Raw genomic sequence first — 22,195 nt, 5'->3', positions numbered from 1 at the left:
CTTCTTCTGCCTGACTGCGAATGATAAAAATCATAGTCAACACTTAATTGATCATAGGACTTCTATAGTGACACTGCGTTATTTACAGTTTCAATCGATTGATTAGGCTATCTGTAAATATTTATGAGTTTGTACCGACAGACGCCAGTTATTTTTAATACAAGCCTCAATACACATTTCAGTCGCTCTTTGCTTTTGGCTGATTGGTTGCAGGGCAATAACTACCTCTTTACGCAATTCGAAATCAGCTATCAGACCATGTAAATTATCAATATCTTTTTGAGTACCAACAGGATGTTTTATTTCATTGGCACGATATAGCGCTTGTGGTCGCATCACTAAACCACCGCGCATATTCAATTTGGGAGAGACGGTTACCCAAGTAGATTCACTACACTGCACATCAAAAGTGCCGCTGGTTTCAATCTGTGTTGTAAAACCGGAGGCTGTAAGCAACTGGGTTAACGATTGCAAATCATACATACAAGGTTCTCCCCCGGTGATCACCACATGTCTGGCACTAAATGATTGTACACAATAAGCTATAATTTCTTGCGGCGATAGCGAACACCAAGCATCACTCTCTTGTTCTTTATTAACCACACGATCCAAAGAGGTTTCTTTTTCTAGGTCGATGAGCCAAGTCTGTTTGGTATCACACCAAGAACATTCCACTGGACAACCTTGTAGTCGAATAAATATCGCAGGCACTCCAGTAAAAAAACCTTCTCCCTGTATCGTTTCAAATACTTCATTAATTTTAAGCAATTAAAATACCCCTTGCTAAGCGGTCAAAAATTAAACCGAACACTTTATCGCTGAGAATTAAAAAATACTCATACTTATTTTTTAATTTTAAGTAGATTTATTATTAACATCACTACAGAGTACAAAAATCCAAGCTGTGCAGAAAACAACCATACTGCACAGCCTAAGCTTATTCGATTCTATAGTTAACTCTCGGTGTATATACACCCAGCGGTACAGGTCTCTTTGATTTCGACTTTAGATAACAAAGGCAAAATAGGTTTCATTTTGTGCCAGATCCATTGAGCTAATACCTCACTGGTTGGGTTTTCAAGCCCGGCAATATCATTGAGATAATGATGATCTAATTGCTCATAGGTCGGCTTGAATGCTTGCTTTACATCACCAAAATCGATGATCCAGCCAGTTTTAGGATCAACCTCTCCAGACAGGTATAACCTAACCAAGAAGGAGTGACCATGTAACCTGCCACATTTGTGACCCTCTGGAACATTTGGCAACTTATGGGCCGCCTCAAACATAAATTCTTTGTAAATTTCGGTCTTCATCATTTTTCACTTATTGACGTTCCGACTTAATGCCGAACTAGAACTCAAACCAACGACCGAGCATCATATAACAACTCAAACCATCGCAAAAGGCTAACTCAAGGATAGCGCTTCAACTTGATCATGAAGTAGATAACACTAAGTGAGCATCCCGTAATCTCAGTCTTCTAATCGCTTCAAAAACAATCACCTTGCTCATCACAACAGCGGTTTACTATTCAAGCTTCATCAAATCGGATTGCGAGCTAAATTGTATAAAATCGTTACGTATCCCATGCTAGGCAACAAATACCACAATAATCTCATGGCAGATCCAAGCAACACCATCCAAAACATTGATCTATGAACTATGGTTATTGAGATATGGTGAATAGACAAAAAGAACTGATCAAGCAAAGGAAAGATTGATGACAAAACAGCAAAAAATAGTGGGATTTTTGGTGTGGGTGGCGCTTTGTTTTGGCGCATCAGCGCTTGGCGCCGTGGCGTCAATACACGCCAAACCTTTTTATGCACAGTTAATTCGGCCTGATTGGGCGCCTCCCGGTTGGGTCTTTGGCCCTGTCTGGACACTATTGTTTGCCATGATAGCAATAGCAATATGGCGAGTTTGGAGTTTACTGCCTCCCAAACAATCACGTCTCGCTGTGGTGCTATTTATCTGTCAACTGGCCTTGAATGCACTGTGGAGCTGGCTATTTTTTGCTTGGCAAAGCGGTGGCTGGGCCTTGGTGGACATTATCCTATTATGGGGGCTGATCTTAAGTTGCGTGGTGGTATTTTGGCGCACCAGTAAACTGGCCGCATTGTTACTGGTTCCTTATCTGTTGTGGGTCAGCTTTGCTGGCGTGCTCAATTACACCCTGTGGCAGATGAACCCCAATATTTTAGCGCTGGGATGGTAATGATCTCTCATCAGGCAAGGCCGTTATGCCTCATTAAGCATGGATAACCAGTCGGTTCTAAGGCTGGTTGAAGGTGAGGTGTGCTAGATCTGAGTAAAATGATATGGAGTGTCTATGGCTATGTCTCGAGGTTTATTCCACCACCTTGGCTGGCTACTCTTATGGGGCTGGCTGGGTGTTTTCTCTTCACCACTGTTGGCCAATAATTATGCCGATCTCTCTGGGCGTCGCATCGCTGCTATCAATGTAGAATTTGATAATGATCAGCCCAATGAAACCTATCGTAGCGCGGTATTAAGAGCATTTGGTGCGTATCCCGGATCTCAGTTTGAACCGGTACGCAGCGATATCATGCTCAATCAGGTCAAACGGTTACAATTTGTCGAAAACGCAGAATATTTACCACAGTTGGACGGCTATGGTCAGGTGATCCTCACCTTGACGATTCGCTTAACCAGCAAAGCCAAACCGTTAGATGAAGCTCCAATCGGTGTTTTTACCGAGCGTGGAGTGCAGGATTTCCCCACCTTATTTGCTGATGATCAGCAGATTCTGCAAGCCAAGTTAGCCAACAAAAGTATGATCTATACCAACGATCGCGCTTTTTTCGGCCGACCAGACATTCTGACTGCGGGCAATCCACTCGCCACCTCTCCTTCTGGGGGCAAAGCCGGCCCCGATACGTGGCTGGAAAGTAGTGTAGAAGCGGGATTGTATGGTTTAAGCCGTTTATCTCCACGCCTATCTGGTTTCGCAGGCGTCAGTGCTATTGCGTCTGGATCTTGGGGGCCAGAATTATTCACTGACGAAACTCGTTTTCATCTCGCGGTGGAAGATGCCTATTTCGGTTTGATTGGCAGTAACACCACCGAATCCAGCGGGATCCGCCAAGTGAGTTTGCTGGCTGGACGCAAAGCATTTCAAGTCGATAATGGCATGATCCTTAGACTCGGATCTGCCAACGGTGGCGAGCGTGCAGCACTACAATCCAATCCTCGTTACGCGGCAGATCAGCTCTTATTGGCACAATTTGTTTACGATGCTCATAAGCTAGAGTTGTTTCGTTTCAATCCCGATGAACTGGAAGAATTGGACTCCTCAACCGTGATCCACGGCATCAATTATGAAGGGCGTTTTTGGTCTGGTTTGCGCTGGGGTGGTATGTACCTTGAAGTGCCAAAATCCAATTTTTCTTATTTCACTACCGAGTCAGTGCTACCCCGCGAAGGGCTGAGAGTCGTGGATGTACGCTTTGCCTATGAACCGACCACCAATCAATCGTCACCCTATCTGCAAGCAGAATTAGCACGCCAGACTCATCAAGATTTTGCCATGGATGCACGGGCTGGCTATTTAGAGCTGGGCTATCGCTTTTTTGATTGGCGCTGGCGTCCAACCTTAAGTTATCGGTTGTCCAAATTTAGCGGCGATGATCCCACCACTAAAACTTTTGAACGTTGGGACCCTCTGTTTGCTGGGGGCGGTGGTGATGAGTGGGTACAAGGATTAAATCAATATAAGGTGGTACAAACTTCCAACGTGGTCGCGCATCGACTGATGGCACGGTTAAATATTTCACCACAAATCGAGTTAACACCGCAATTTTGGGTATTCCAAGCCGATGAACGAAATAACCTAGGCGGTGCTCAAGCGTTGTCACAATTGGCCTCTAAAGATTTAGGGCAAGAAATTAATCTCACCGCACGCTATGTGGCTAATGCCAAACTTATTTTTGTTTTCTCAGCCGCCTATACCCGACCGGGCGAGGCAATTCGAGCCGCGCTCAATCAGGACTATGAGAATTGGGTCAGCGCTAGCGCGTTAATGATTGTGCGTTTTTAACTGTTATATCGGAGATAGATTATGCATACATTCAAAAAATTCCTGTTGACGAGTTGTTTATTAGCCAGCTTACAACCTGGGGTGGGATTGGCAGAAGCTTATAAAACGGTCGACATCAAACCACTTGATCCTGCTTACTTTACCCCTGCCCGTCATGAAGGTCGGACCTATTTCATCACTGGTGGTGCGCGCGGAATCGGAGCGGCGGTGGCCATTCGTCTCGCTAGAGAGGGCGCTAGCCTAATGATCTTTGATGTGTTGGACAAAGAAGGTGCAGCAACCGTGGCACAAATCCGCCAAGAAGGGGGCAAAGCGGAGTTTTTTAAAGGGGATGTGCGCAACAATCAAGATCTTCAGCAAGCGATCGCGCTAGCGGTTGAAAAATTTGGCCAGATTAATGGCGCAGTCAATTCAGCAGGCATTATGGCCGCCATGGCTCCCAATGCCGAACTGGATTATCCCAAACAAAAAGCGTTATTGCCCACTCCGGTGGCGGATGCTGGTGATGAATATTTTGATACCTTAATGGCCGTTAATGCCGCAGGGGTATTTAAATCGATGCGCGCTGAGCTGCAACCTATTCTCGCACAAGGTAAAGGCGGTGCAATTGTCAATATTTGTTCGATTGCCGGATTAACTGGCTTAGCAGGCAATTCCGCCTATGTAGCAAGTAAACATGCCTGCAGCGGTCTAACGCGCAGCGCGGCCATTGACTATGCGCCTTACGGCATTCGGGTCAATTCGGTCAATATGGCGGCCACCGAAACGGCGATGACTGATATGGCGATCAAGTTCGTTAAAGCCGCCAGCCAAGAAAATGCGGGCTCAAGCGTGCCCAATATGGGCCGGACCAAAACCTTAAGTTTACTTGCCTACGCGGACAGTAAGCAGCGTCAATCAACCGTGTGGGAACAAGCGGCGGTAATTTGCTTTCTACTTTCCGATGAAGCTTCAAACCTTACCGGTGGGTTGTTTGCCACTGACGGTGGCTGGACAGCTTACTAACCTGGCCAACTGACGCCACCGCATTCACACCAGCGAGTGACTGGCGCGATGATAATGGGGAGCAATTAGACGACTAAGGCTCCCCATACTACTTGGAGTGACAGCTTCAAGTAGCAAGAAAATATTTTACCCATTTGCATGTGACGCCTCGCCCGATTAAGGGCGGGGACAATTCAGTTGCTTCACTATCACAAACGTTTGTATATTCATTGCACCGAACATTTGCCTAATCATCAAGCATAATCCTCTCAATTTTAATTTATCTGAATGCAAGTCAATCAAATTGGCTAATATTCCCCCTTATGTTAGCGTGTCTATTTTCTAGCACAAATTTATCCGTGTATAAAAATCAACCTCATTAAGCCTGTAACTGATAATTTAAACAATTACATGATTGACATGCAGCCTAATCAAAGCGGTTCTACACTAGCATTGCAGGGCAATTATGCATATGCCATTATCTTATGCTACACTTGAGTTACTATTATAATTAAGATTCAATTATCAACGTCTATACAATGAAGATTATAAACAAGATTTTATTTACTACCTTGCATCGCCGAAATAATGTTACTCATGCATTAAGCAATAGTTTACGGTCTTATCTTACCGATCTCACTGCTTTAGCATTACTGCTACTGCCTTTAACATTACTCAACGGGTTAATTCTATTAGCTGGTCACATTTTAAACTTGTTCGGGCATACTTTAACCCAATCTCTGTTTGATGTTTCAAATATTATCATTAACTTATACCCAACCGCTTTTTGCTTAATTATCGGTTACTACTTATCACTGAAAGTAAATGTTTCTAGTGCTACATTTATTCTTCTTTGCTTGATCATGTTTTATTTTCTTTCTATCGAAACTGGCAGTTTATCAAATACCTTCCAGCTGCCCAATAGCCCAATCCTAGCGTTATTGAGTGCGTTAATGACCTTGATTTACTACGCCATATTTCCCATTCGGCTCTTAGTGCCACAAACTTTGGATTTTCCGCTCCAGCTTTTGAAACATGTCTTGCACGTTGCGTTGTTTATGCTTTTGGCTTTAGTCATCGCACACCTAATCACTATCAGTAGCTTTTCACTCGATGAACTATCACTCAATCCGATGACGCTCACTGGCGGATTGATTTATCAAACGATTCTTGGCTTATTAGGTGCAATTGGTATCAATGGCCATAACATGCTATTTTCAATTAAACAAAATATTTTTTCCATAACTCAAGCGAACCTGAGCAACTGGCAAGCTGGTACTGAACCGCTTAATGTGATCAGTCAAGGTTTTTATGATGCCTTCCTGTCTATGGGTGGCGCGGGAAATAGTATTAGTCTATTAATTTGCATTTTGCTTTTTTCCCAATCGCGTCATCATTTTTTACTTGCCCTAGCCGCAACACCACTGGTTATCTTCAACATAAATGAAGTGTTGCTATTTGGATTGCCGATTATTTTCAATCCATTATTAATTATTCCATTCATTACTGTGCCGTTAGTGAGCTTTTTCATCGCCTACCTTGCGATTGCCAGCAGCCTAGTCACACCGATTGAACAAATTGTAAACTGGATGACCCCACCACTGATTAGTGGCTATATTGCAACCGGCAATCAATTTAGCGGTGTGCTATTACAGTTAGTGATTATTGTAGTGGGCGTATTGATTTATCGACCTTTCTATTTAGCCTACTCTGGTCGATCTAACATGCAAAAAGAAAATCATCAGAATTTAACTGAACTGGTGACATCAACCTTTAAAATGCAGCTGAGCAAAGCCCAAGATTCAACCAGTACCCAACAAAAATTATCCACTGCTCAAAGCCGGGTGATGACGCTATTAAATGAGGGTGAACTGGTGATGCACTATCAAAAATTGCATTCTTGTCATGAGCAAAGTGATTTGTCTTGTGAAGCATTACTACGTTATATCGATAGGCGGGGCCAGGTGCATGGACCGACCTTTATTAGTGATTTCCAATTAATCGGTGCGATGCCTTACCTTGATAAAATCGTCATCGATAAAGTATTAAGCGACATGCAGCGACTGGCTTTATCACCCACTGACCGAATTGCAATCAATATCGCGGTCGCCTCTATTGAGCAAAAGAATTTTGCTGCTTATTTACTTGAGCGTTTAGAACATTATGCCATTTCACCGCATAATTTGATGCTTGAAATCACCGAAGAAGCCATTTTAAGTAATACCGACGTACTGCTCAAGACCATGCAAACACTTCAAGCACACGGCATTCATTTTGCGATGGATGACTTTGGCACCGGTTATGCTTCTTTCCCACATTTACTCAAGTTTCCATTTAATAAAATTAAGCTTGATCGCACTTTACTCTTAGATACGACTCAGCACAAAGGTAAGGAATTATATGCTTTGATCGCGAAACTTGGTCGCATTGCCAATTGCCAAGTGGTAGCCGAAGGCGTTGAAACACAGGACGAGTTGCATTTCGTGCAAACCTGTCAGGTCGATTGGGTGCAAGGTTATTGGTTTGCAAGGCCCGAGCCGCTAGAGAAGATCATCGCCCACCAGGTACAATAAGCCGCTTCTTTCACGTTTGAAATCCGCGCTAAAACCACGCTTAGCAGTGAAGTGAGTCTGTTACTTCACTGTGAGCGTAGCTTTTATTGGCGGAAAGCAGGCTATCACCAAACGAGCCCTCCGCGACTGCGTTAACTAAGAAGGGGGAAACCGTGCGAAGAGACTACGAATAACATCGTCTTTTCTATAAACTTGTTTTAGATCAAATTTATACTGCAAAATTTTAATTGTCTTAAAAGCATCACCTTTCCTTCATAAATCAGTTTTAGTTTTTACTTTAGTTAATTACTTAAGATTTATAGGGATATTTATGCAACCACTTAAAATTTCATGTCTTGCTTTATCGATGTTGGCAAGCAGTCTTGCTCATGCTCAAGCTGCACCCAAATACGTGTTTTATCTGATTGGCGATGGCATGGCGGCAACGCAAAGACAGGTCACCGAATATTATTTGCAGCAAAAAACCGGTGATCAAAACTTTCGCTTAACCATGAATAATATGCCGATTGCCGGAATCAATACTACTCACTCATTAGATTCACTGGTCACCGATTCCGCGGCATCGGGTACAGCATTAGCCACTGGGGTCAAGACGGATAACGGGATTGTCGGCATGACCAAAGATGGCAAAAAAACCATCTCTATTCTTGAGTCAGCACGTGATAAGGGGATGGCAACCGGCCTGATCACTACCACTCGCTTAACTCACGCGACACCATCCGCCTTTATTGCCAAAAACATGAGCCGCAATAATGAAAACGAGATCGCGGAAGATTATTTAGCCTCCAATATTGATTATCTCGCCGGCGGCGGTTATCGACATTTTGTGGCCAATGCTGAAACCCGCAGAACTGACAAACAAGATCTGAGTGCTAATTTTGCGCAAAAAGGTTACCAAACCTTTGTCGGGGTCGATACTAGCGTGTCATTTCGTGGCTATACCCCCAAAAAGGGCGACAAAGTTTTCGCAGCCTTTACCTCGTCACATTTGCCATACGAAATCGACCGCATGAAAACCGATGATACTCCGTCACTCAAAGAGATCACCGACAAAGCAATCCAATTACTGTCTACTCACGAGAAAGGATTTTTCTTGATGGTGGAAGGCGGTCGTATTGACCATGCGGCACATGCCAATGATATTGCCAGCGTAGTTTACGATACCTTAGCCTTCGATCAAGCGGTGCAATCTGCCGTCGATTTTTATCATAAGCATCCTAAAGAAACCTTAATCGTGGTAACAGGTGACCATGAAACCGGTGGCATGGGCTTAGGTTTTGGCACTAACTACTTCATGAATATAGACAAAATTATCGCAACGGGTAATTCCATCGAAGATAAACTGCAAAAAGTTTACCAAGGCGATCGTCAAGCGATGTTCGATCACATTGCCAAAGTGTATCAACTTAACGATTTAAACGCTGAAGAAACCGCCCTGATCAATCAAGCCATGGATGCATTCGATAAAGATGCCGCAGCCGCACAAAAAAATGCGGGGGGCTATGATCCGGTTGCGATTGCGGTAGCCCATGTGACATCAAAGCGTGCTGGTGTTTACTGGACATCTTTTGCTCATACGGCAACCCAACTTCCTCTTACCGCTATAGGTAATGGCGCAGAGCAATTCGGTGGGTTTAAAGATAACACTGAAGTTGCAAACGCATTTGCAGATGTTATGGGCCTCAAAATTGGCGTCGTTCAATAAGTAAAATCCATTTTATTAGTACAAACATAAGAGGGGCCAGCCCCTCTTTCTTCATTAAGGAATTATCCATGCGTGGAGTAATGCTCGCCCTAGCCGTAATGATCAGCTTTCTTGGATTCGGGTTACTCGACCGACCTGATCGACAAGATTCAATGGAAGCCAAAGGTACGGTTATCTCTGTTGATAACAGTCGAATGACCGTGATAGGTTCAAACCGTATTGGCGAACAGCGCGTGATGATCACCACTTCTGGTTTTGAACAACCGATCGAAGCAACTAACCACCTTTCTGGTTCACTAGAATATGACGAATATTATCAGCCAGGTGATAACGTTCTTTTTGTTTATCAAAGCAATTCTCAGGGCAAACCGATTCTGGCCAGAACGCTGGCACATTATCGTTTAGAAGTATTAATCGGCTTACTCTGCGTTTTTGCGCTGGGGTTAATGATTTATGCTCGGCGCGTCGGGGTTCGGGCACTGCTCTCGTTTGCCGGCTCACTCGCCATTATTTGGTATTGGTTAATCCCTACGCTATTAAGCGGTACTAATCCATTAATCGCCACGACATCCAGCGTTTGCCTACTCAGCGGCGTGATCATTTTCTCCGTGGCAGGTTTTACCACTAAAGGCATTTCAGCCTTTCTAGGCACTTTAACCGGTTTAGTGATCACCACTGGGCTGTGTATTGTGGTTTCCCGCTGGTTAAAACTCGATGGTATGACCCAACCCTTGGCACAAGTCGTACTGTTTGAAACCGGTATGCATTTAAATATGCTCAATATCTATTTCGCCGCCGTGATAATTGGTGCGAGTGGCGCGGCAATGGATGTCGCGATGGAGATGGCAGCAACCCTCGAAGAGCTAAAAGCCAATCGCCCAACACTACAGCAGGGTCAATTAATGGCTTCTGGGTTTAGAGTTGGTAGTGCAGTGATTGGCACCATGACCACGACGTTATTATTGGCGTATTCCGGCGGTTTTCTGACGATGCTGATGCTATTTATGAGCCGCGACGTCAGTATGTTACAAATCTTCAATATGAAGCTGGTGGCGGCAGAAATATCGAGAACGCTAGTAGGCAGTATTTCAATGTTATTGGTTGCCCCACTGACCGCTTGGATCGCCGCTTACCTACTCTGTCGTCGTTTTAATCAAGGCCACTTTGAGGTAACCAATAAATTGGAAATTTAGTCATGGGCTATCACACATCAAATCGATGCATTGAGTAGTAGTACTCTCGATCGCGGTCGTTGATTGGTCGCAAGACTCGGCATGGATTGCCTACTGCCACAACGTTACTGGGGATGCTGTGCTTCACTACACTGCCAGCGCCAATCACAGTATTTTCACCAATGGTAACACCGGGTAACACCACACAATTGGCCCCAAGCCACACATTGCGACCGATATGGATAGGAACATTAAATTGTGCCACCTTTTCTCGGTATTCAGGCGCAATAGGATGCCCAGCAGTGGCTAAGGTTACGTTCGGGCCGATCATGACACTATCGCCTATATAGATATGCGTATCATCGACTAGGGTCAAATTAAAATTGGCATACACATTGTGCCCCAAATGGGTATGCCGCCCCCAGTTGGCTCTCAGTGGCGGCTCGATGTAACAATTTTCACCCATCTCCGCCAAAAACCGGCCTAACAGTTGTTGCCTTTGTGCCAATTCGCTTGGACGTGTTTGGTTAAAGTCATAGAGTAACTCCAAACATTGTGTTTGCTCTTGAGCTAGAGCTTCATCGTTACAAAAGTACACCTGCTGATTATGCATTCTGTGCTTCACATCCATGTTACTTACTCCCTCTCTAAGGCTTACCCCAGCATGACGCTACGGCTCATTGACCAACTAGCCGCTTTGCATAACAACCAACGAATAACACAACCACCGGCAATCTTACCAGCATCGCACCCTCATTAACAAAAAATACTTCACTAACACAACAATTTAGATCATATTATGCAACGGCCAACTCCAGACTTGCATACACAAATCTCACAGAGCACCTATACGGTTGAATTTTTATCATCACATTACACAAAAGGCGTCAATTTATGTCCGATCTGATCAGCAAACTCAAATGGCGATACGCGACCAAAAAAATGAATCCAAACCAAGCTGTAGCACAAGAAAAGGTTGAGCGAATTTTGGAAGCAATCCGCCTTACCGCAACCTCCAGTGGCCTGCAGCCGTATGAAGTGATTGTGGTTACTAATCCCGATCTGCGCGCGCAAATCGTGCCCCATGCTTGGAATCAGGCGCAGATCACCGATGCATCCCATCTATTGGTGTTTGCCGCTTGGGACAATTACACCACCGAGCGCATCAATATGATGTTCGACTTAGTCAATGAAGTGCGAGGATTTCGCAATGAAGGCTGGGAAAATTACCGCCAGCAAATATTGGCAAATTACGTACCGCGTGACCCTGAAATCAATTACCAGCATGCCGCCCGCCAAGCTTATATTGGCCTAGGCACGGCGCTCATCGCCGCAGCGGAAGAAGGCGTAGACAGTACCCCAATGGAAGGCTTCGATCCGGCTAAGGTCGATGAAATTCTCCAACTGCGCGAACGCGGTTTACGCTCGGTCGTGTTACTGCCTCTTGGCTATCGCGCCGATGAAGGTGACTGGCTAGTTAATTTAGCTAAGGTGCGTCGCTCACGGGATAACTTCATTATTGACATGCCCTGATCTTAGAACCTCTAGCACCCAAGCCTTGTGCTTAAATCACCAAGGCTTGGGTACGGTATGGGGGATACCCGCATTATGATTTAGCCACCTTGCCACTGCCCACAGTGCTGCGCAGGGTTTTAACCAGCAGATTAACGCCGACCATCACCAGTACACTGGCGACTAAGGAACCTAGGCCAAATTCGCGGATTGCCCCCATCGCCTCAGCCCCTTGTACCAAGCCGTGACAGGCACTAAATGCCGCAATACTGATGATGGAAAGCCATTTGATGACACCGGTTTTTCGGTACGCATACAAAGCAAGCGGTAACGCCATTAAAGAGCCGGCGACCAAAAATTCAACTTGCTCGGCATTCGACCACTCAACGCCAATCAAAAAACCGCAGATTAACGCCGCTGAAAAACAGCCAATAATTTGCGCCGATTTTTTATAATCATAACCGGCGGCAAAAAAGCCGATCAGCAGCAAAGCGGCTAAATGATCCCATCCGGTCAGCGGGTGCCAAAACCCTGCCGAAAAACTGGCCTGCATGGCATGATCGACGTGTGCCAAGCTCGGAGTACTGATCACTAATGTGCTCATCGCTAGCACGATGTTGCGAAAAGAGTATTGCATATAAATTTCCTTATTTGATTAATGCGAGTGACTGATCACAGATTAACGGGGCGATCAGCCAACATACCTTGTTGAACAATAAAATCGATCACGGTTTTTAAACTATCACCGCGAATCAAATTGGTAAAGACAAAGGGTTTTTCACCGCGCATTTTTTTTGCATCGCGGTCCATCACCTCTAACGAGGCATTTACCATCGGTGCCAAATCGGTTTTGTTAATGATGAGCAAATCGGACTTGGTGATCCCTGGCCCGCCTTTGCGCGGAATTTTATCTCCCGCACAAACATCAATCACATACAAGGTCAAGTCGGAAAGCTCCGGACTAAACGTTGCACTTAAGTTGTCACCACCACTTTCCACCAGCACTAATTCCAACCCCTGATGTCGCTGATGCAACTCATCAATCGCGGCAAGATTCATCGACGCATCTTCTCGGATCGCCGTATGTGGGCAACCGCCCGTTTCCACCCCGATAATGCGGTCTTGATCCAGAGCCTGATGGCGCATCAAAAACTCGGCATCTTCTTTGGTGTAAATATCATTGGTCACTACCGCCAGATTGTAATTCTCACGCATGGCGCAACATAACTGACGCAGCAATGCCGTTTTACCCGACCCCACAGGGCCACCGACTCCTACTCGTAAACATTGTGTGCTCATATTAACTCCGAAATAATCTTGAATATTGCGTCTCATGCCATGCACTCACCATGGCAAAATTAGGTAGCGTCAGGCCAATCTTGTCATCACTGACCGTCAGCCCGACGGCGATCGCTTGTTCAATCAACGGCATCATCGCCAGCAGTACTTGCTGCGCCGCAGTCTGGCCAAGCGGTATGGTTTTACACGCCACCGTGACCTGATTTTCGAGCCAAGACCACAGCCAGCCCGTCGCCGCCATAGACAGCGGAACGTTAAAATGAACACACGCTTTGGCATATAGCGGCAGATAGCTTAAGTTTTGTGCCTGGCTACCCAGTTCAACCTTTAAACTCACCAATAAACGATGCAGGGTTTGCCCCAGTTTTTGCTCTTCCAGCACTAACTCTGCCGTTTCACGATTAGCCAGTAACACTTGTTGCCAATAAGCAATCTGCTCAACATCTTGCTGCTGCCAAGCCTGATAAAAACGCTTGAGCAACGGTAATTCTAAATGGGCTTGAGCGCTGTACAGCAAAGGGGCAAGCCACGCTTTTAAACTCTCGTGATCCACCACCCAGCCAAGCTCAACGGCGGCTTCCAAACCCTGGCTATACGCAAATGCGCCAATCGGCAAACTGGGACTACTAAGATGCAGCAAAGATAACAGCGCGCCAATTTGCATTAGTGATGATGTCCCCGCTCCTGCTGAGCATGTGATGAATGATGGGCATGATCCTGCTCATGGGAATGCGAGTGAGCATGCTCATGCACGGGGTGAAAATGGGGCTTGCTGCTGGTATGGTATGCACCATGTTCGGGGTTAAATTCAGCCATCTGCGCCTCACAAACCAGTCCCATCATGCAAACCATTTGCTGTAAAACATGATCGGGCTGAAAGCGCAACCACAGGTCGCCAATCGCCATCGGCACATGGCGATTACCCATGTGGTAACACACTTTGGCAAAGGTTTGCCAATCGTCACTTTTGGCAATAATGACCGGCTCTTGTTGTGCGACGACTTGCAAAACCTGACCACACTCGGTGTGCAAATAGTCACCTTGTTTTAGTACCGCACCACGCGCTAAAAACACCCCAACTTCCAGTCCTGATTGACTCACGGTTCGAAACCGGCCTTTTTGGCGCACAGCATAAGGTAGTACCAGCTTATCCAATACCGCGCCTTGGAAATGTTCGGAACGTCCTATCACTTTCAACATACAACTCTCCTTGGTTGAGTTAACTCAAATTTTGCTTGAGCAAACATCGGGATTTAAAACAGCCAATAACGTTGCGCTAAAGGCAGTTCAGTTGCCGGATCGCAGGTTAACGCTTGACCATCAGCCTTCACCTCGTAAGTCTGCGGATCGACACTGATCTGCGGCATGTAGTGGTTATGAATCATGTCGTGTTTGGTCACCTTGCGACAATTGCGACAAGCCACCAGTGGCCGTTTAAGTCCAAGCTTATGTGCCAAACCTGCGGCTAAGGCGGCTTGGCTGGTAAATGTGACTGAAGTTTGTGCCGCCGCGCTGCCATAAGCGGCGAACATGGCACGATAATGCACCGGTTGAGGCGTTGGGATGGAGGCATTGGCATCGCCCATCGGAGCGGCGGCAATAAAACCACCTTTGATGATCAACGCAGGTTTAACCCCAAAAAAAGCCGGTTTCCACAGTACAATATCCGCCAACTTTCCGACTTCCAATGAGCCCACCAGGTGGGATATGCCGTGGGCAAGCGCCGGATTAATCGTGTATTTGGCGATGTAGCGTTTGGCGCGAAAGTTATCGGCCTGGCGTGCTTCATCTTCGGGTAGCAAGCCGCGTTGTACTTTCATTTTGTGCGCGGTTTGCCAAGTGCGACAGATCACTTCACCGACGCGTCCCATCGCTTGTGAATCGGAAGAGATCATCGAAAATGCCCCCAAATCATGCAAAATATCTTCGGCAGCAATCGTCTCTTTGCGGATCCGCGAGTCAGCAAATGCCACATCTTCTGGGATATTGGGATCGAGATGGTGACACACCATTAACATGTCGAGATGCTCATCGACAGTATTCACCGTATAAGGGCGAGTTGGGTTAGTGGATGATGGCAACACGTTCGCTTGCCCACAAGCGATGATAATATCTGGCGCGTGTCCACCCCCGGCTCCTTCAGTGTGATAGGTATGGATGGTGCGTCCTTTAAAGGCGGCTAAGGTGTCTTCGACAAAACCTGATTCATTTAACGTATCGGTATGAATCGCCACTTGTACATCGTACTGTTCAGCGACCGCCAAACAGTTGTCTATTGATGCCGGCGTAGTGCCCCAATCTTCATGCAGTTTTAAGCCACAAGCACCCGCTTGTAACTGCTCCTCCAGTGCGGCGGGCAAGCTCGCGTTGCCCTTGCCCAAAAAACCAAAGTTCATTGGCATCAAATCGGTACTGCGCAGCATCTGTGCTAAGTACCATGCACCAGGAGTACAAGTGGTGGCATTGGTTCCGGTTGCAGGACCAGTACCACCACCTAACATGGTGGTAGTGCCCGCCATCAAGGCTTCTTCAATTTGTTGTGGGCAGATAAAATGAATATGTGCATCAATCGCCCCTGCGGTGACAATGTGCCCTTCCCCAGCAATGACCTCCGTACTAGCTCCAATATGGATGTTTATATGAGGCTGGATATCGGAGTTGCCCGCTTTGCCTATCGCGTGAATTTTGCCATCTTTGATTCCAATATCGGCTTTGACTATCCCCCAGTGATCCAAAATCAGCGCATTGGTGATCACACAATCAACCACCTCTGCACGACATTTTTGGCCTTGCCCCATGCCGTCACGGATCACCTTGCCGCCGCCAAATTTCACTTCATCCCCATAGGTGGTGTAATCGTCTTCGACCTGAATCCACAGTTCAGTATCGGCTAGGCGAACTTTGTCGCCCGTGGTTGGGCCATACATATCGGCGTAGGCCGCCCGCGAGATTTGTGCCATGTTATGCTCCTTACACCTTACCCATTACGGCGGCGCGAAACCCATACACCACTTGATCGCCAGCCAGTGCCACCAATTCGACATCACGGGTTTGCCCCGGCTCAAAACGAACCGCGGTCCCCGCCGCAATATTCAAACGCATACCTCGGGTTGCCGCGCGCTCAAAATCGAGGGCGGGATTGGTTTCAAAAAAATGGTAATGGCTACCAACTTGGATCGGCCGATCACCATGATTCACCACCGAAATGCGCAAGGTGTTACGCCCGACATTCAGTTCAATCGGTTCGGATTGCAATTGATACTCTCCCGGTTTCATCGCGCCTCCTACTGAATCGGATTGTGAACGGTGACCAGCTTGGTACCATCCGGAAAGGTGGCTTCAACTTGCACCTGATCCAACAGCTCAGCAATGCCGTCCATCACTAAGCTTTTGTTTAACCATGTGCGCCCTTCACTCATCAATTGCGCAACACTTTTGCCCTCGCGTGCCCCTTCCATAATCGCAGCGGCGATATAGGCACTCGCTTCTGGATAGTTGAGCTTGATGCCTTTGGCTAAGCGGCGTTCGGCCACTAAGGCTGCAGTAAACAGCAGCAGTTTATCCTTGTCTCTTGGTGATAATTCCATCGTATCCCTCTACAATCGCAGTAAATTAAGTATTCCAAATTCTCGGTGGGCAAGCCGGCTTTCCCATCAGTTGAGGCCGTAACTGCTGCCAGCACGCTCTTAATTGTTGCTGTGCCTGCTGACTACAATCACCCAAATAGCGCACCACAATCACCCCCAAACGATGTGTGACACTTAAGGTCATTGACTCAAATAGCGAGCTGAGCCTTAAACTGGCGACTGCGGCATCGGCGTTAACTATCCCAAACACCAGCAAGGTGCCTGACACCAGATGCTGATTAAAGCCACTCATGGCACGCAATAGCGGATCGTCGGCCGATAGATATTGCCGCTCGAGCAAGATCGGCTGGTCATGCAGATAAATGGCTAAACGTTGCTCAACACTGCCGCTCACAAAAGGCTGTAAACTTTTCGGGCGGCCAAGGCAAAACACATCAAGCCCGACGAATTTCGCCTCGCCATACAAATTGATCCGCGTGGAAAGCCGGCCATGTGCGCCATCAAACACAATGGTTTCCATGGGCAACCATTCACAATCTGCACTATCCACATTTATCTGCACATGCTGGCGCTGCGCTCCTCCTTGGCTATCAGCACGATAAATCTTACCCGCCGATGGCGTAGTCAACAGCACGTGGCTACCAGGCGCACAGGCGATGTCAATGCGCAGATCATCACCCGAAACCAGCCCGCCAGGTGGATGCAATAAATAAACGTGGCACACCTCCTGTTCAGGGTAAAAAGGGCGCTGGACACGTAGCGGCCCTTGGAAAGCCATCTGCGCCATGCGGGTTTGCTCACCATCGTGATCAAATCCCAAGCCGATCTTAGCCGGCCAATGGCGCTCGGGTTGTGTGCTGAGATCAAAGCGAGATCGTCTCATATCGCGCTAAACCGTGAGATATTGTTTGACCAGCTCTGGGCTGAGTGCGGCCATTTCACCGCTTGCCACTTGGCGGCCTCGGTCGAGCAGCGAGAAGCGATCCGCCACTTTTCGAGCAAAGGGTAACTTTTGCTCGACCAGCAATACCGTTAAGCCAATGTCTTGATTTAAGCGACGGATAATGTCACCAATTTCAGCCACCACATTGGGCTGAATGCCCTCGGTCGGCTCATCTAAAATCAACAGTTTGGGGTTAATCACCAAGGCGCGCCCGATCGCTAATTGTTGCTGCTGCCCACCGGATAAATCCCCGCCGCGGCGGTGCAGCATTTGCTGCAACACGGGAAACAGCTCATAGATAAAATCGGGAATGTTTTTGCACTTATCGCCGCGCACGGGTAGCCCAATCCGCAAATTTTCTTCAACGCTCAGTAAAGGAAAAATTTGCCGGCCTTGTGGCACATAGCCAATGCCCAACGGTGCTCGTTGCTCGGCGCTCAAGCGGGTAATGTCTTGGCCTTGGTATTCAATTTGCCCGCTTTGGGTTGCCAATAGCCCCATCACACATTGCAACAAGGTGGTTTTGCCCACCCCATTGCGCCCCATCAGGCAGGTGCATTGCCCCTCTGGCACTTCTAAATCCAAATCCCATAAGGTATGACTTTGCCCGTAGAACTGATTTAATCCTTTAATGCTTAACATGCGGCGTCTCCCAAATAGACTTCAACCACTTTGGGGTTGCTCTGTACTTGATCCATGCTGCCTTCAGCCAATACTGAACCTTGATGGAGCACCGTCACCTGCGAGGCAATGGAACGCACAAAATCCATATCATGCTCGACCAGAATAATCGTTCGCTCACCAGCCAGACTGGTCAGCAGCTCTGCTGTGCGATCCATCTCTTGATGGGTCATTCCCGCCACAGGTTCATCGACCAAGAGCAGCTTCGGGTTTTGCATCAGCAACATGCCGATTTCTAACCACTGCTTTTGTCCATGGGACAATGCCCCAGCCAACAAGCCGCGCTGAGCCACTAAGCCAATTTGTTTAAGCACATAATCGATATAATCGATGTCTGAAGCCGAGAGCTTGGCAAACAAACTGGCTCGTACGGTTTTGGCTCCCGCCATTGCCAGCTCAAGGTTATGAAATACCGTTTGCTGTTCAAATACGGTCGGTTTTTGAAATTTACGGCCAATCCCAGCTTGGGCGATTTGTGGCTCGCTCAATTCGAGTAAATCAATATTCTGCCCAAACCATGCGCTACCGCTATCTGGGCGCGTTTTGCCGGTAATGATGTCCATCATGGTGGTTTTACCGGCACCATTGGGGCCGATAATGCAGCGCAATTCACCCTCGTTGATGTACAAATTCAAATTATTGATCGCTTTAAAGCCATCAAAACTGACGGTTAATCCTTCCAGATACAGCAAGCAACCATGCCCAACCGTCAACATCGGATTGACTTTAGGCACCAAGAAATCATAAACCCGCTCTCTATCGGTGATGGATCGGCTCAATGCTCTTAAGCTCATGCGCGTACCTCCTTGGCTTTGAATAGCCCAACCACCCCTTGTGGTAAAAACAGCGTAACCAGCACAAATAGGCTTCCCAAGCTAAACAACCACACTTCGGGCAATACTGCGGTCAAATAGGTTTTGGCATAATTGACCGCCAAGGCACCGACCACCGCACCGTATAAGGTGGCTCGTCCACCTAACGCAACCCACACCACCAATTCAATTGAGTTGAGTGGTGAGAATTCTGAGGGGTTGATAATGCCCACTTGGGGTACATACAAGGCACCAGCAATACCGGCCAATACGGCTGAAAAGCCGAAAATCGCCAGTTTGAAATTTTCCACTTTATAACCCGTAAACCGCGTGCGCGATTCCGCATCTCGGATCGCCAGTGCCACTCGCCCTAAGCGGCTGACTACGATAAAACGGCACGCAATATAGCCAAGCCCCAGCGCAAGACCAGACAGCACAAATAAGCTGATCCGAGTGGCGTTGGCTTGTAAATCAAAGCCGAGCAGATCTTTAAAATCGGTTAAGCCGTTATTGCCACCCAGCCCCATCTCATTGCGAAAAAAGGCCAGCATTAGTGCATAAGTCAAAGCCTGAGTGATGATCGACAAATACACCCCTGTCACTCGTGAGCGAAAAGCTAACCAGCCAAACACTAAGGCCAGCACTCCTGGCACAGTGACAATCATCAGCGCCGCAAACCAGAACTGGTCAAATCCGTGCCAAAACCAAGGCAACTGTTGCCAGTTTAAAAACACCATAAAATCCGGCAGTTCTGGGTGGCCGTAAATGCCACGCTCACCAATTTGGCGCATTAAATACATGCCCATGGCGTAACCACCCAAAGCAAAAAATGCCGCGTGACCTAAGCTCAAAATGCCGAGATAGCCCCACACCAGATCCACCGCCACCGCCAGTAAGGCATAGGTCAAATATTTACCAATTAAGGTGATGGTGTAAGTAGAGATGTGTAGGACACTGTTTGAATCGACCAGCATATTCAATGCGGGAACCACACATAACGCGCTCGCCAAAACCAAGAGAAAGGTCATGGTCGAGCGATCCAATAACTTAGGTTGATAGACCATGCTTATCCCTCCGCGGAGCGCCCTTTTTGAGGAAACAGTCCTCGGGGCTTTTTCTGAATAAATAGAATGATGAACACCAGAACCAAGATCTTGGCCAATACCGCGCCCGCCCAAGGTTCTAAAATTTTGTTGGCAACCCCAAGCGACATTCCCGCCACCAGCGTGCCCCACAAATTGCCAACCCCGCCAAACACCACCACCATAAATGAGTCAATGATGTAAGCTTGACCTAAGTTGGGGCCAACGTTGGTTAACTGGCTTAACGCCACCCCAGCAATGCCGGCAATCCCCGAGCCTAAACCAAAGGTCATCGCATCGACCCACTCGGAACGCACGCCCATGGCACGAGCCATACTGCGATTTTGTGAGACTGCCCGCACCTCAATCCCTAAGCGGGTGTAGTTCAAAATCAGGTACAACAGGGCAAACACCATTAAACAAAATACAATGATGTATAATCGGTTTAACGTCAGACTAAGCAGCGGAGTGATTTCCAACACGCCTTGCATAAATTCGGGAGTGGCAACCGAGCGATTTAGTGGAGAAAACACACTGCGCACCGCTTGTTGCAAGATCAAACTGATCCCAAACGTGGCCAGTAGCGTTTCTAAAGGGCGACCATATAAAAACCGCATCACTCCTCGCTCAATCAGTACTCCGACTGCGGCGGAAACCACAAATGCCAATGGAATAGCAATCATGATGGATAATCCAATCTGCTCCGGCATTAGCGTTTGCACCACATAAGTGGTGTAGGCACCGAGCATGATCAGTTCACCATGCGCCATATTGATCACCCCCATTACCCCAAAGGTGATCGCCAGACCAATCGCGGCCAATACCAAAACTGATCCGAGGCTTAAACCAAAAAACAGCGTCTGCGCCAAATCCGCCACTTTTTCTCGTTGCTCAATCCGACTTAGCGCACCGCGTGCCGCATCATTCAAAGCGCTATCAGGATGTGCTTCAATAAACTGCTGCAAAGCATTGCGTGCCGCAGGCTGATAACTGGATTTCAGCGTATCCATCGCTTGCGCCAATCGTGTCGGATCACTGCTGTGCTGCAAATCGTAGATGGCTAACGCACTCAAGCCTAACGCTTTGACTTTGGGGTTGGTTTCTTGTGGCAAGTGACTTTGCACTAACGAGTAGCTGGCGTGATCCAGCGCGCCAATTAACTGGTTGAGCGCCTTAATTCGCCGCGCCGGATCAGGATGAGTAATACTCAACTGCGCAATCGCCGCTTTTAACTGACCGCGCAGACGGTTGTTGATCGCGACTTTTTTAATCGCGCTGCTCATCACCTGCCGCTCATCCGCGTCGCTGCCAAACAGTGGCTGAATGGTATAATCACTGCCTTGTTTAAGTTTAATCACGACCAAATCGGCGTTGGATTGCTCAACATACAATTCACCATTGAGCAGTTGGCTTAACACATCCACCGCACGTGGATCGCCACTGTGGAGCAGGCGATTGACCCCCGTTTCGATGTGATTAAATTTAAGCATCGCGATCGCTTGTAGCCCTTGCTCAAATTCAGAGCGGTTTTCAGCCTGAGCCAAACTGCTCATCAATAAAACAGTGATGCCGAGAACGCCCAAGCGAACCCCATCCCTGATGATGCGCGCGATAGCATAGATTCGCAAAATGAACACCATGAATAACCCTTTCTCACTCGGCTTATCTCTAAGCCTTATCGGTTCAATGTTGGCGGATGGTCACGGCGGAGAAGTGGGGCTTGCACCCCACTTATTGCCTTAACCACGCAACGAGGATTAATGACTCGATACCATTAATAAC

The 22,195-nt window shown here is 47.3% G+C and carries 22 protein-coding genes; 7 read left to right on the top strand and 15 right to left on the bottom strand.

The annotated features are described in order from the left end of the window. Positions 1 to 102: 102 nt before the first annotated feature. Both queE and queD read right to left on the bottom strand, forming a co-directional pair. Positions 103 to 768, bottom strand: a complete 666-nt coding sequence (gene queE / locus PUN32_RS01465; RefSeq protein ID WP_274721433.1) for a 7-carboxy-7-deazaguanine synthase QueE — start codon at positions 766 to 768, stop codon at positions 103 to 105. A 185-nt stretch (positions 769 to 953) separates the two neighbouring features. Next, positions 954 to 1,316: a 6-carboxytetrahydropterin synthase QueD gene (gene queD / locus PUN32_RS01460; RefSeq protein WP_166015049.1), complete on the bottom strand. Its 363-nt coding sequence runs from the start codon at positions 1,314 to 1,316 to the stop codon at positions 954 to 956. 407 nt (positions 1,317 to 1,723) lie between these two features. Between queD and PUN32_RS01455 the strand changes: the two genes are divergently transcribed. The 6 genes from PUN32_RS01455 (at position 1,724) to PUN32_RS01430 (ending at position 10,518) form a co-directional block, all read left to right on the top strand. Then, positions 1,724 to 2,221, top strand: coding sequence for a TspO/MBR family protein (locus PUN32_RS01455; protein WP_274721432.1), 498 nt, complete (start codon positions 1,724 to 1,726; stop codon positions 2,219 to 2,221). A gap of 114 nt (positions 2,222 to 2,335) precedes the next feature. After that, positions 2,336 to 4,063 (top strand): alginate export family protein, encoded by a 1,728-nt coding sequence (locus PUN32_RS01450; RefSeq protein WP_274721431.1) that lies wholly within the window; start codon positions 2,336 to 2,338, stop codon positions 4,061 to 4,063. Between the two features lie 21 nt (positions 4,064 to 4,084). After that, the gene (locus tag PUN32_RS01445; RefSeq protein WP_274721430.1) at positions 4,085 to 5,068 is read left to right on the top strand and encodes an SDR family NAD(P)-dependent oxidoreductase; all 984 of its coding nucleotides are present in this window, start codon (positions 4,085 to 4,087) and stop codon (positions 5,066 to 5,068) included. Positions 5,069 to 5,586: 518 nt separating this feature from the next. Next, the gene (locus PUN32_RS01440; protein ID WP_274721429.1) at positions 5,587 to 7,620 is read left to right on the top strand and encodes an EAL domain-containing protein; all 2,034 of its coding nucleotides are present in this window, start codon (positions 5,587 to 5,589) and stop codon (positions 7,618 to 7,620) included. A gap of 310 nt (positions 7,621 to 7,930) precedes the next feature. Next, positions 7,931 to 9,325, top strand: a complete 1,395-nt coding sequence (locus PUN32_RS01435; protein WP_274721428.1) for an alkaline phosphatase — start codon at positions 7,931 to 7,933, stop codon at positions 9,323 to 9,325. A 68-nt stretch (positions 9,326 to 9,393) separates the two neighbouring features. Beyond that, positions 9,394 to 10,518 carry a YibE/F family protein gene (locus tag PUN32_RS01430; protein ID WP_274721427.1) on the top strand — a complete coding sequence of 375 codons (1,125 nt, stop codon included), beginning with the start codon at positions 9,394 to 9,396 and terminating at the stop codon, positions 10,516 to 10,518. Positions 10,519 to 10,528: 10 nt separating this feature from the next. On the opposite strand, the gene PUN32_RS01425 is transcribed toward PUN32_RS01430, so the two are convergent. Beyond that, positions 10,529 to 11,128, bottom strand: coding sequence for a sugar O-acetyltransferase (locus tag PUN32_RS01425; RefSeq protein WP_274721426.1), 600 nt, complete (start codon positions 11,126 to 11,128; stop codon positions 10,529 to 10,531). Positions 11,129 to 11,391: 263 nt separating this feature from the next. Here PUN32_RS01425 and PUN32_RS01420 point away from each other — a divergent pair, with 263 nt between their 5' ends. Next, a complete protein-coding gene (locus PUN32_RS01420; protein WP_274721425.1) occupies positions 11,392 to 12,030 on the top strand; it encodes an NAD(P)H-dependent oxidoreductase in 639 nt (212 codons plus the stop codon). A gap of 73 nt (positions 12,031 to 12,103) precedes the next feature. Here the strand turns inward: PUN32_RS01420 and PUN32_RS01415 are convergent, their stop codons facing one another. Genes PUN32_RS01415 through urtB form a run of 12 tightly spaced genes read right to left on the bottom strand, consistent with a single transcriptional unit; the run spans position 12,104 to position 21,966 of the window. Further along, positions 12,104 to 12,646, bottom strand: a complete 543-nt coding sequence (locus PUN32_RS01415) for a HupE/UreJ family protein (protein WP_274721424.1) — start codon at positions 12,644 to 12,646, stop codon at positions 12,104 to 12,106. A gap of 35 nt (positions 12,647 to 12,681) precedes the next feature. Continuing rightward, positions 12,682 to 13,308: an urease accessory protein UreG gene (ureG, locus tag PUN32_RS01410; RefSeq protein WP_274721423.1), complete on the bottom strand. Its 627-nt coding sequence runs from the start codon at positions 13,306 to 13,308 to the stop codon at positions 12,682 to 12,684. A 1-nt stretch (position 13,309) separates the two neighbouring features. Continuing rightward, positions 13,310 to 13,972, bottom strand: coding sequence for an urease accessory protein UreF (locus PUN32_RS01405; protein ID WP_274721422.1), 663 nt, complete (start codon positions 13,970 to 13,972; stop codon positions 13,310 to 13,312). Beyond that, positions 13,972 to 14,508, bottom strand: coding sequence for an urease accessory protein UreE (gene ureE, locus PUN32_RS01400; RefSeq protein ID WP_274721421.1), 537 nt, complete (start codon positions 14,506 to 14,508; stop codon positions 13,972 to 13,974). The genes PUN32_RS01405 and ureE overlap by 1 nt, the downstream gene beginning before the upstream one ends. Positions 14,509 to 14,561: 53 nt before the next feature. After that, positions 14,562 to 16,268 carry an urease subunit alpha gene (ureC, locus tag PUN32_RS01395; protein WP_274721420.1) on the bottom strand — a complete coding sequence of 569 codons (1,707 nt, stop codon included), beginning with the start codon at positions 16,266 to 16,268 and terminating at the stop codon, positions 14,562 to 14,564. Positions 16,269 to 16,278: 10 nt separating this feature from the next. Further along, positions 16,279 to 16,584 carry an urease subunit beta gene (locus PUN32_RS01390; RefSeq protein ID WP_274721419.1) on the bottom strand — a complete coding sequence of 102 codons (306 nt, stop codon included), beginning with the start codon at positions 16,582 to 16,584 and terminating at the stop codon, positions 16,279 to 16,281. A gap of 8 nt (positions 16,585 to 16,592) precedes the next feature. Next, positions 16,593 to 16,895 (bottom strand): urease subunit gamma, encoded by a 303-nt coding sequence (ureA, locus tag PUN32_RS01385; RefSeq protein WP_166014799.1) that lies wholly within the window; start codon positions 16,893 to 16,895, stop codon positions 16,593 to 16,595. Positions 16,896 to 16,920: 25 nt separating this feature from the next. After that, on the bottom strand, positions 16,921 to 17,778 hold the full coding sequence (locus PUN32_RS01380) for an urease accessory protein UreD (RefSeq protein WP_274721418.1): 858 nt from the start codon (positions 17,776 to 17,778) through the stop codon (positions 16,921 to 16,923). A 6-nt stretch (positions 17,779 to 17,784) separates the two neighbouring features. Beyond that, on the bottom strand, positions 17,785 to 18,480 hold the full coding sequence (urtE, locus tag PUN32_RS01375) for an urea ABC transporter ATP-binding subunit UrtE (RefSeq protein WP_274721417.1): 696 nt from the start codon (positions 18,478 to 18,480) through the stop codon (positions 17,785 to 17,787). After that, positions 18,474 to 19,313: an urea ABC transporter ATP-binding protein UrtD gene (urtD, locus tag PUN32_RS01370; RefSeq protein WP_274721416.1), complete on the bottom strand. Its 840-nt coding sequence runs from the start codon at positions 19,311 to 19,313 to the stop codon at positions 18,474 to 18,476. The genes urtE and urtD overlap by 7 nt, the downstream gene beginning before the upstream one ends. Next, positions 19,310 to 20,395 (bottom strand): urea ABC transporter permease subunit UrtC, encoded by a 1,086-nt coding sequence (gene urtC, locus PUN32_RS01365; protein WP_274721415.1) that lies wholly within the window; start codon positions 20,393 to 20,395, stop codon positions 19,310 to 19,312. Before urtC ends, urtD begins: the two co-directional genes overlap by 4 nt. 2 nt (positions 20,396 to 20,397) lie before the next feature. Further along, positions 20,398 to 21,966 (bottom strand): urea ABC transporter permease subunit UrtB, encoded by a 1,569-nt coding sequence (gene urtB, locus PUN32_RS01360; protein WP_274721414.1) that lies wholly within the window; start codon positions 21,964 to 21,966, stop codon positions 20,398 to 20,400. Between the last annotated feature and the right edge of the window lie 229 nt (positions 21,967 to 22,195).

It is taken from the genome of Vibrio chanodichtyis (assembly GCF_028863985.1).
Taxonomy (GTDB): Bacteria; Pseudomonadota; Gammaproteobacteria; order Enterobacterales; family Vibrionaceae; genus Vibrio; species Vibrio chanodichtyis.
This window is presented reverse-complemented; position numbering and strand designations above follow the sequence as displayed.

Coding starts and splice junctions, on each gene's coding strand:
- PUN32_RS01420 (WP_274721425.1), top strand. CDS start 11,392: ATGTCCGATCTGATCAGCAAACTCAAATGGCGATACGCGACCAAAAAA.
- PUN32_RS01455 (WP_274721432.1), top strand. CDS start 1,724: ATGACAAAACAGCAAAAAATAGTGGGATTTTTGGTGTGGGTGGCGCTT.
- ureA (WP_166014799.1), bottom strand. CDS start 16,895: ATGGAATTATCACCAAGAGACAAGGATAAACTGCTGCTGTTTACTGCA.
- PUN32_RS01380 (WP_274721418.1), bottom strand. CDS start 17,778: ATGAGACGATCTCGCTTTGATCTCAGCACACAACCCGAGCGCCATTGG.
- PUN32_RS01390 (WP_274721419.1), bottom strand. CDS start 16,584: ATGAAACCGGGAGAGTATCAATTGCAATCCGAACCGATTGAACTGAAT.
- PUN32_RS01440 (WP_274721429.1), top strand. CDS start 5,587: ATGAAGATTATAAACAAGATTTTATTTACTACCTTGCATCGCCGAAAT.
- urtB (WP_274721414.1), bottom strand. CDS start 21,966: ATGAGCAGTTTGGCTCAGGCTGAAAACCGCTCTGAATTTGAGCAAGGG.
- ureC (WP_274721420.1), bottom strand. CDS start 16,268: ATGGCACAAATCTCGCGGGCGGCCTACGCCGATATGTATGGCCCAACC.
- queD (WP_166015049.1), bottom strand. CDS start 1,316: ATGAAGACCGAAATTTACAAAGAATTTATGTTTGAGGCGGCCCATAAG.
- PUN32_RS01405 (WP_274721422.1), bottom strand. CDS start 13,972: ATGCAAATTGGCGCGCTGTTATCTTTGCTGCATCTTAGTAGTCCCAGT.
- urtC (WP_274721415.1), bottom strand. CDS start 20,395: ATGGTCTATCAACCTAAGTTATTGGATCGCTCGACCATGACCTTTCTC.
- ureE (WP_274721421.1), bottom strand. CDS start 14,508: ATGTTGAAAGTGATAGGACGTTCCGAACATTTCCAAGGCGCGGTATTG.
- PUN32_RS01430 (WP_274721427.1), top strand. CDS start 9,394: ATGCGTGGAGTAATGCTCGCCCTAGCCGTAATGATCAGCTTTCTTGGA.
- PUN32_RS01435 (WP_274721428.1), top strand. CDS start 7,931: ATGCAACCACTTAAAATTTCATGTCTTGCTTTATCGATGTTGGCAAGC.
- PUN32_RS01445 (WP_274721430.1), top strand. CDS start 4,085: ATGCATACATTCAAAAAATTCCTGTTGACGAGTTGTTTATTAGCCAGC.
- urtD (WP_274721416.1), bottom strand. CDS start 19,313: ATGAGCTTAAGAGCATTGAGCCGATCCATCACCGATAGAGAGCGGGTT.
- ureG (WP_274721423.1), bottom strand. CDS start 13,308: ATGAGCACACAATGTTTACGAGTAGGAGTCGGTGGCCCTGTGGGGTCG.
- PUN32_RS01450 (WP_274721431.1), top strand. CDS start 2,336: ATGGCTATGTCTCGAGGTTTATTCCACCACCTTGGCTGGCTACTCTTA.
- urtE (WP_274721417.1), bottom strand. CDS start 18,480: ATGTTAAGCATTAAAGGATTAAATCAGTTCTACGGGCAAAGTCATACC.
- PUN32_RS01425 (WP_274721426.1), bottom strand. CDS start 11,128: ATGGATGTGAAGCACAGAATGCATAATCAGCAGGTGTACTTTTGTAAC.
- PUN32_RS01415 (WP_274721424.1), bottom strand. CDS start 12,646: ATGCAATACTCTTTTCGCAACATCGTGCTAGCGATGAGCACATTAGTG.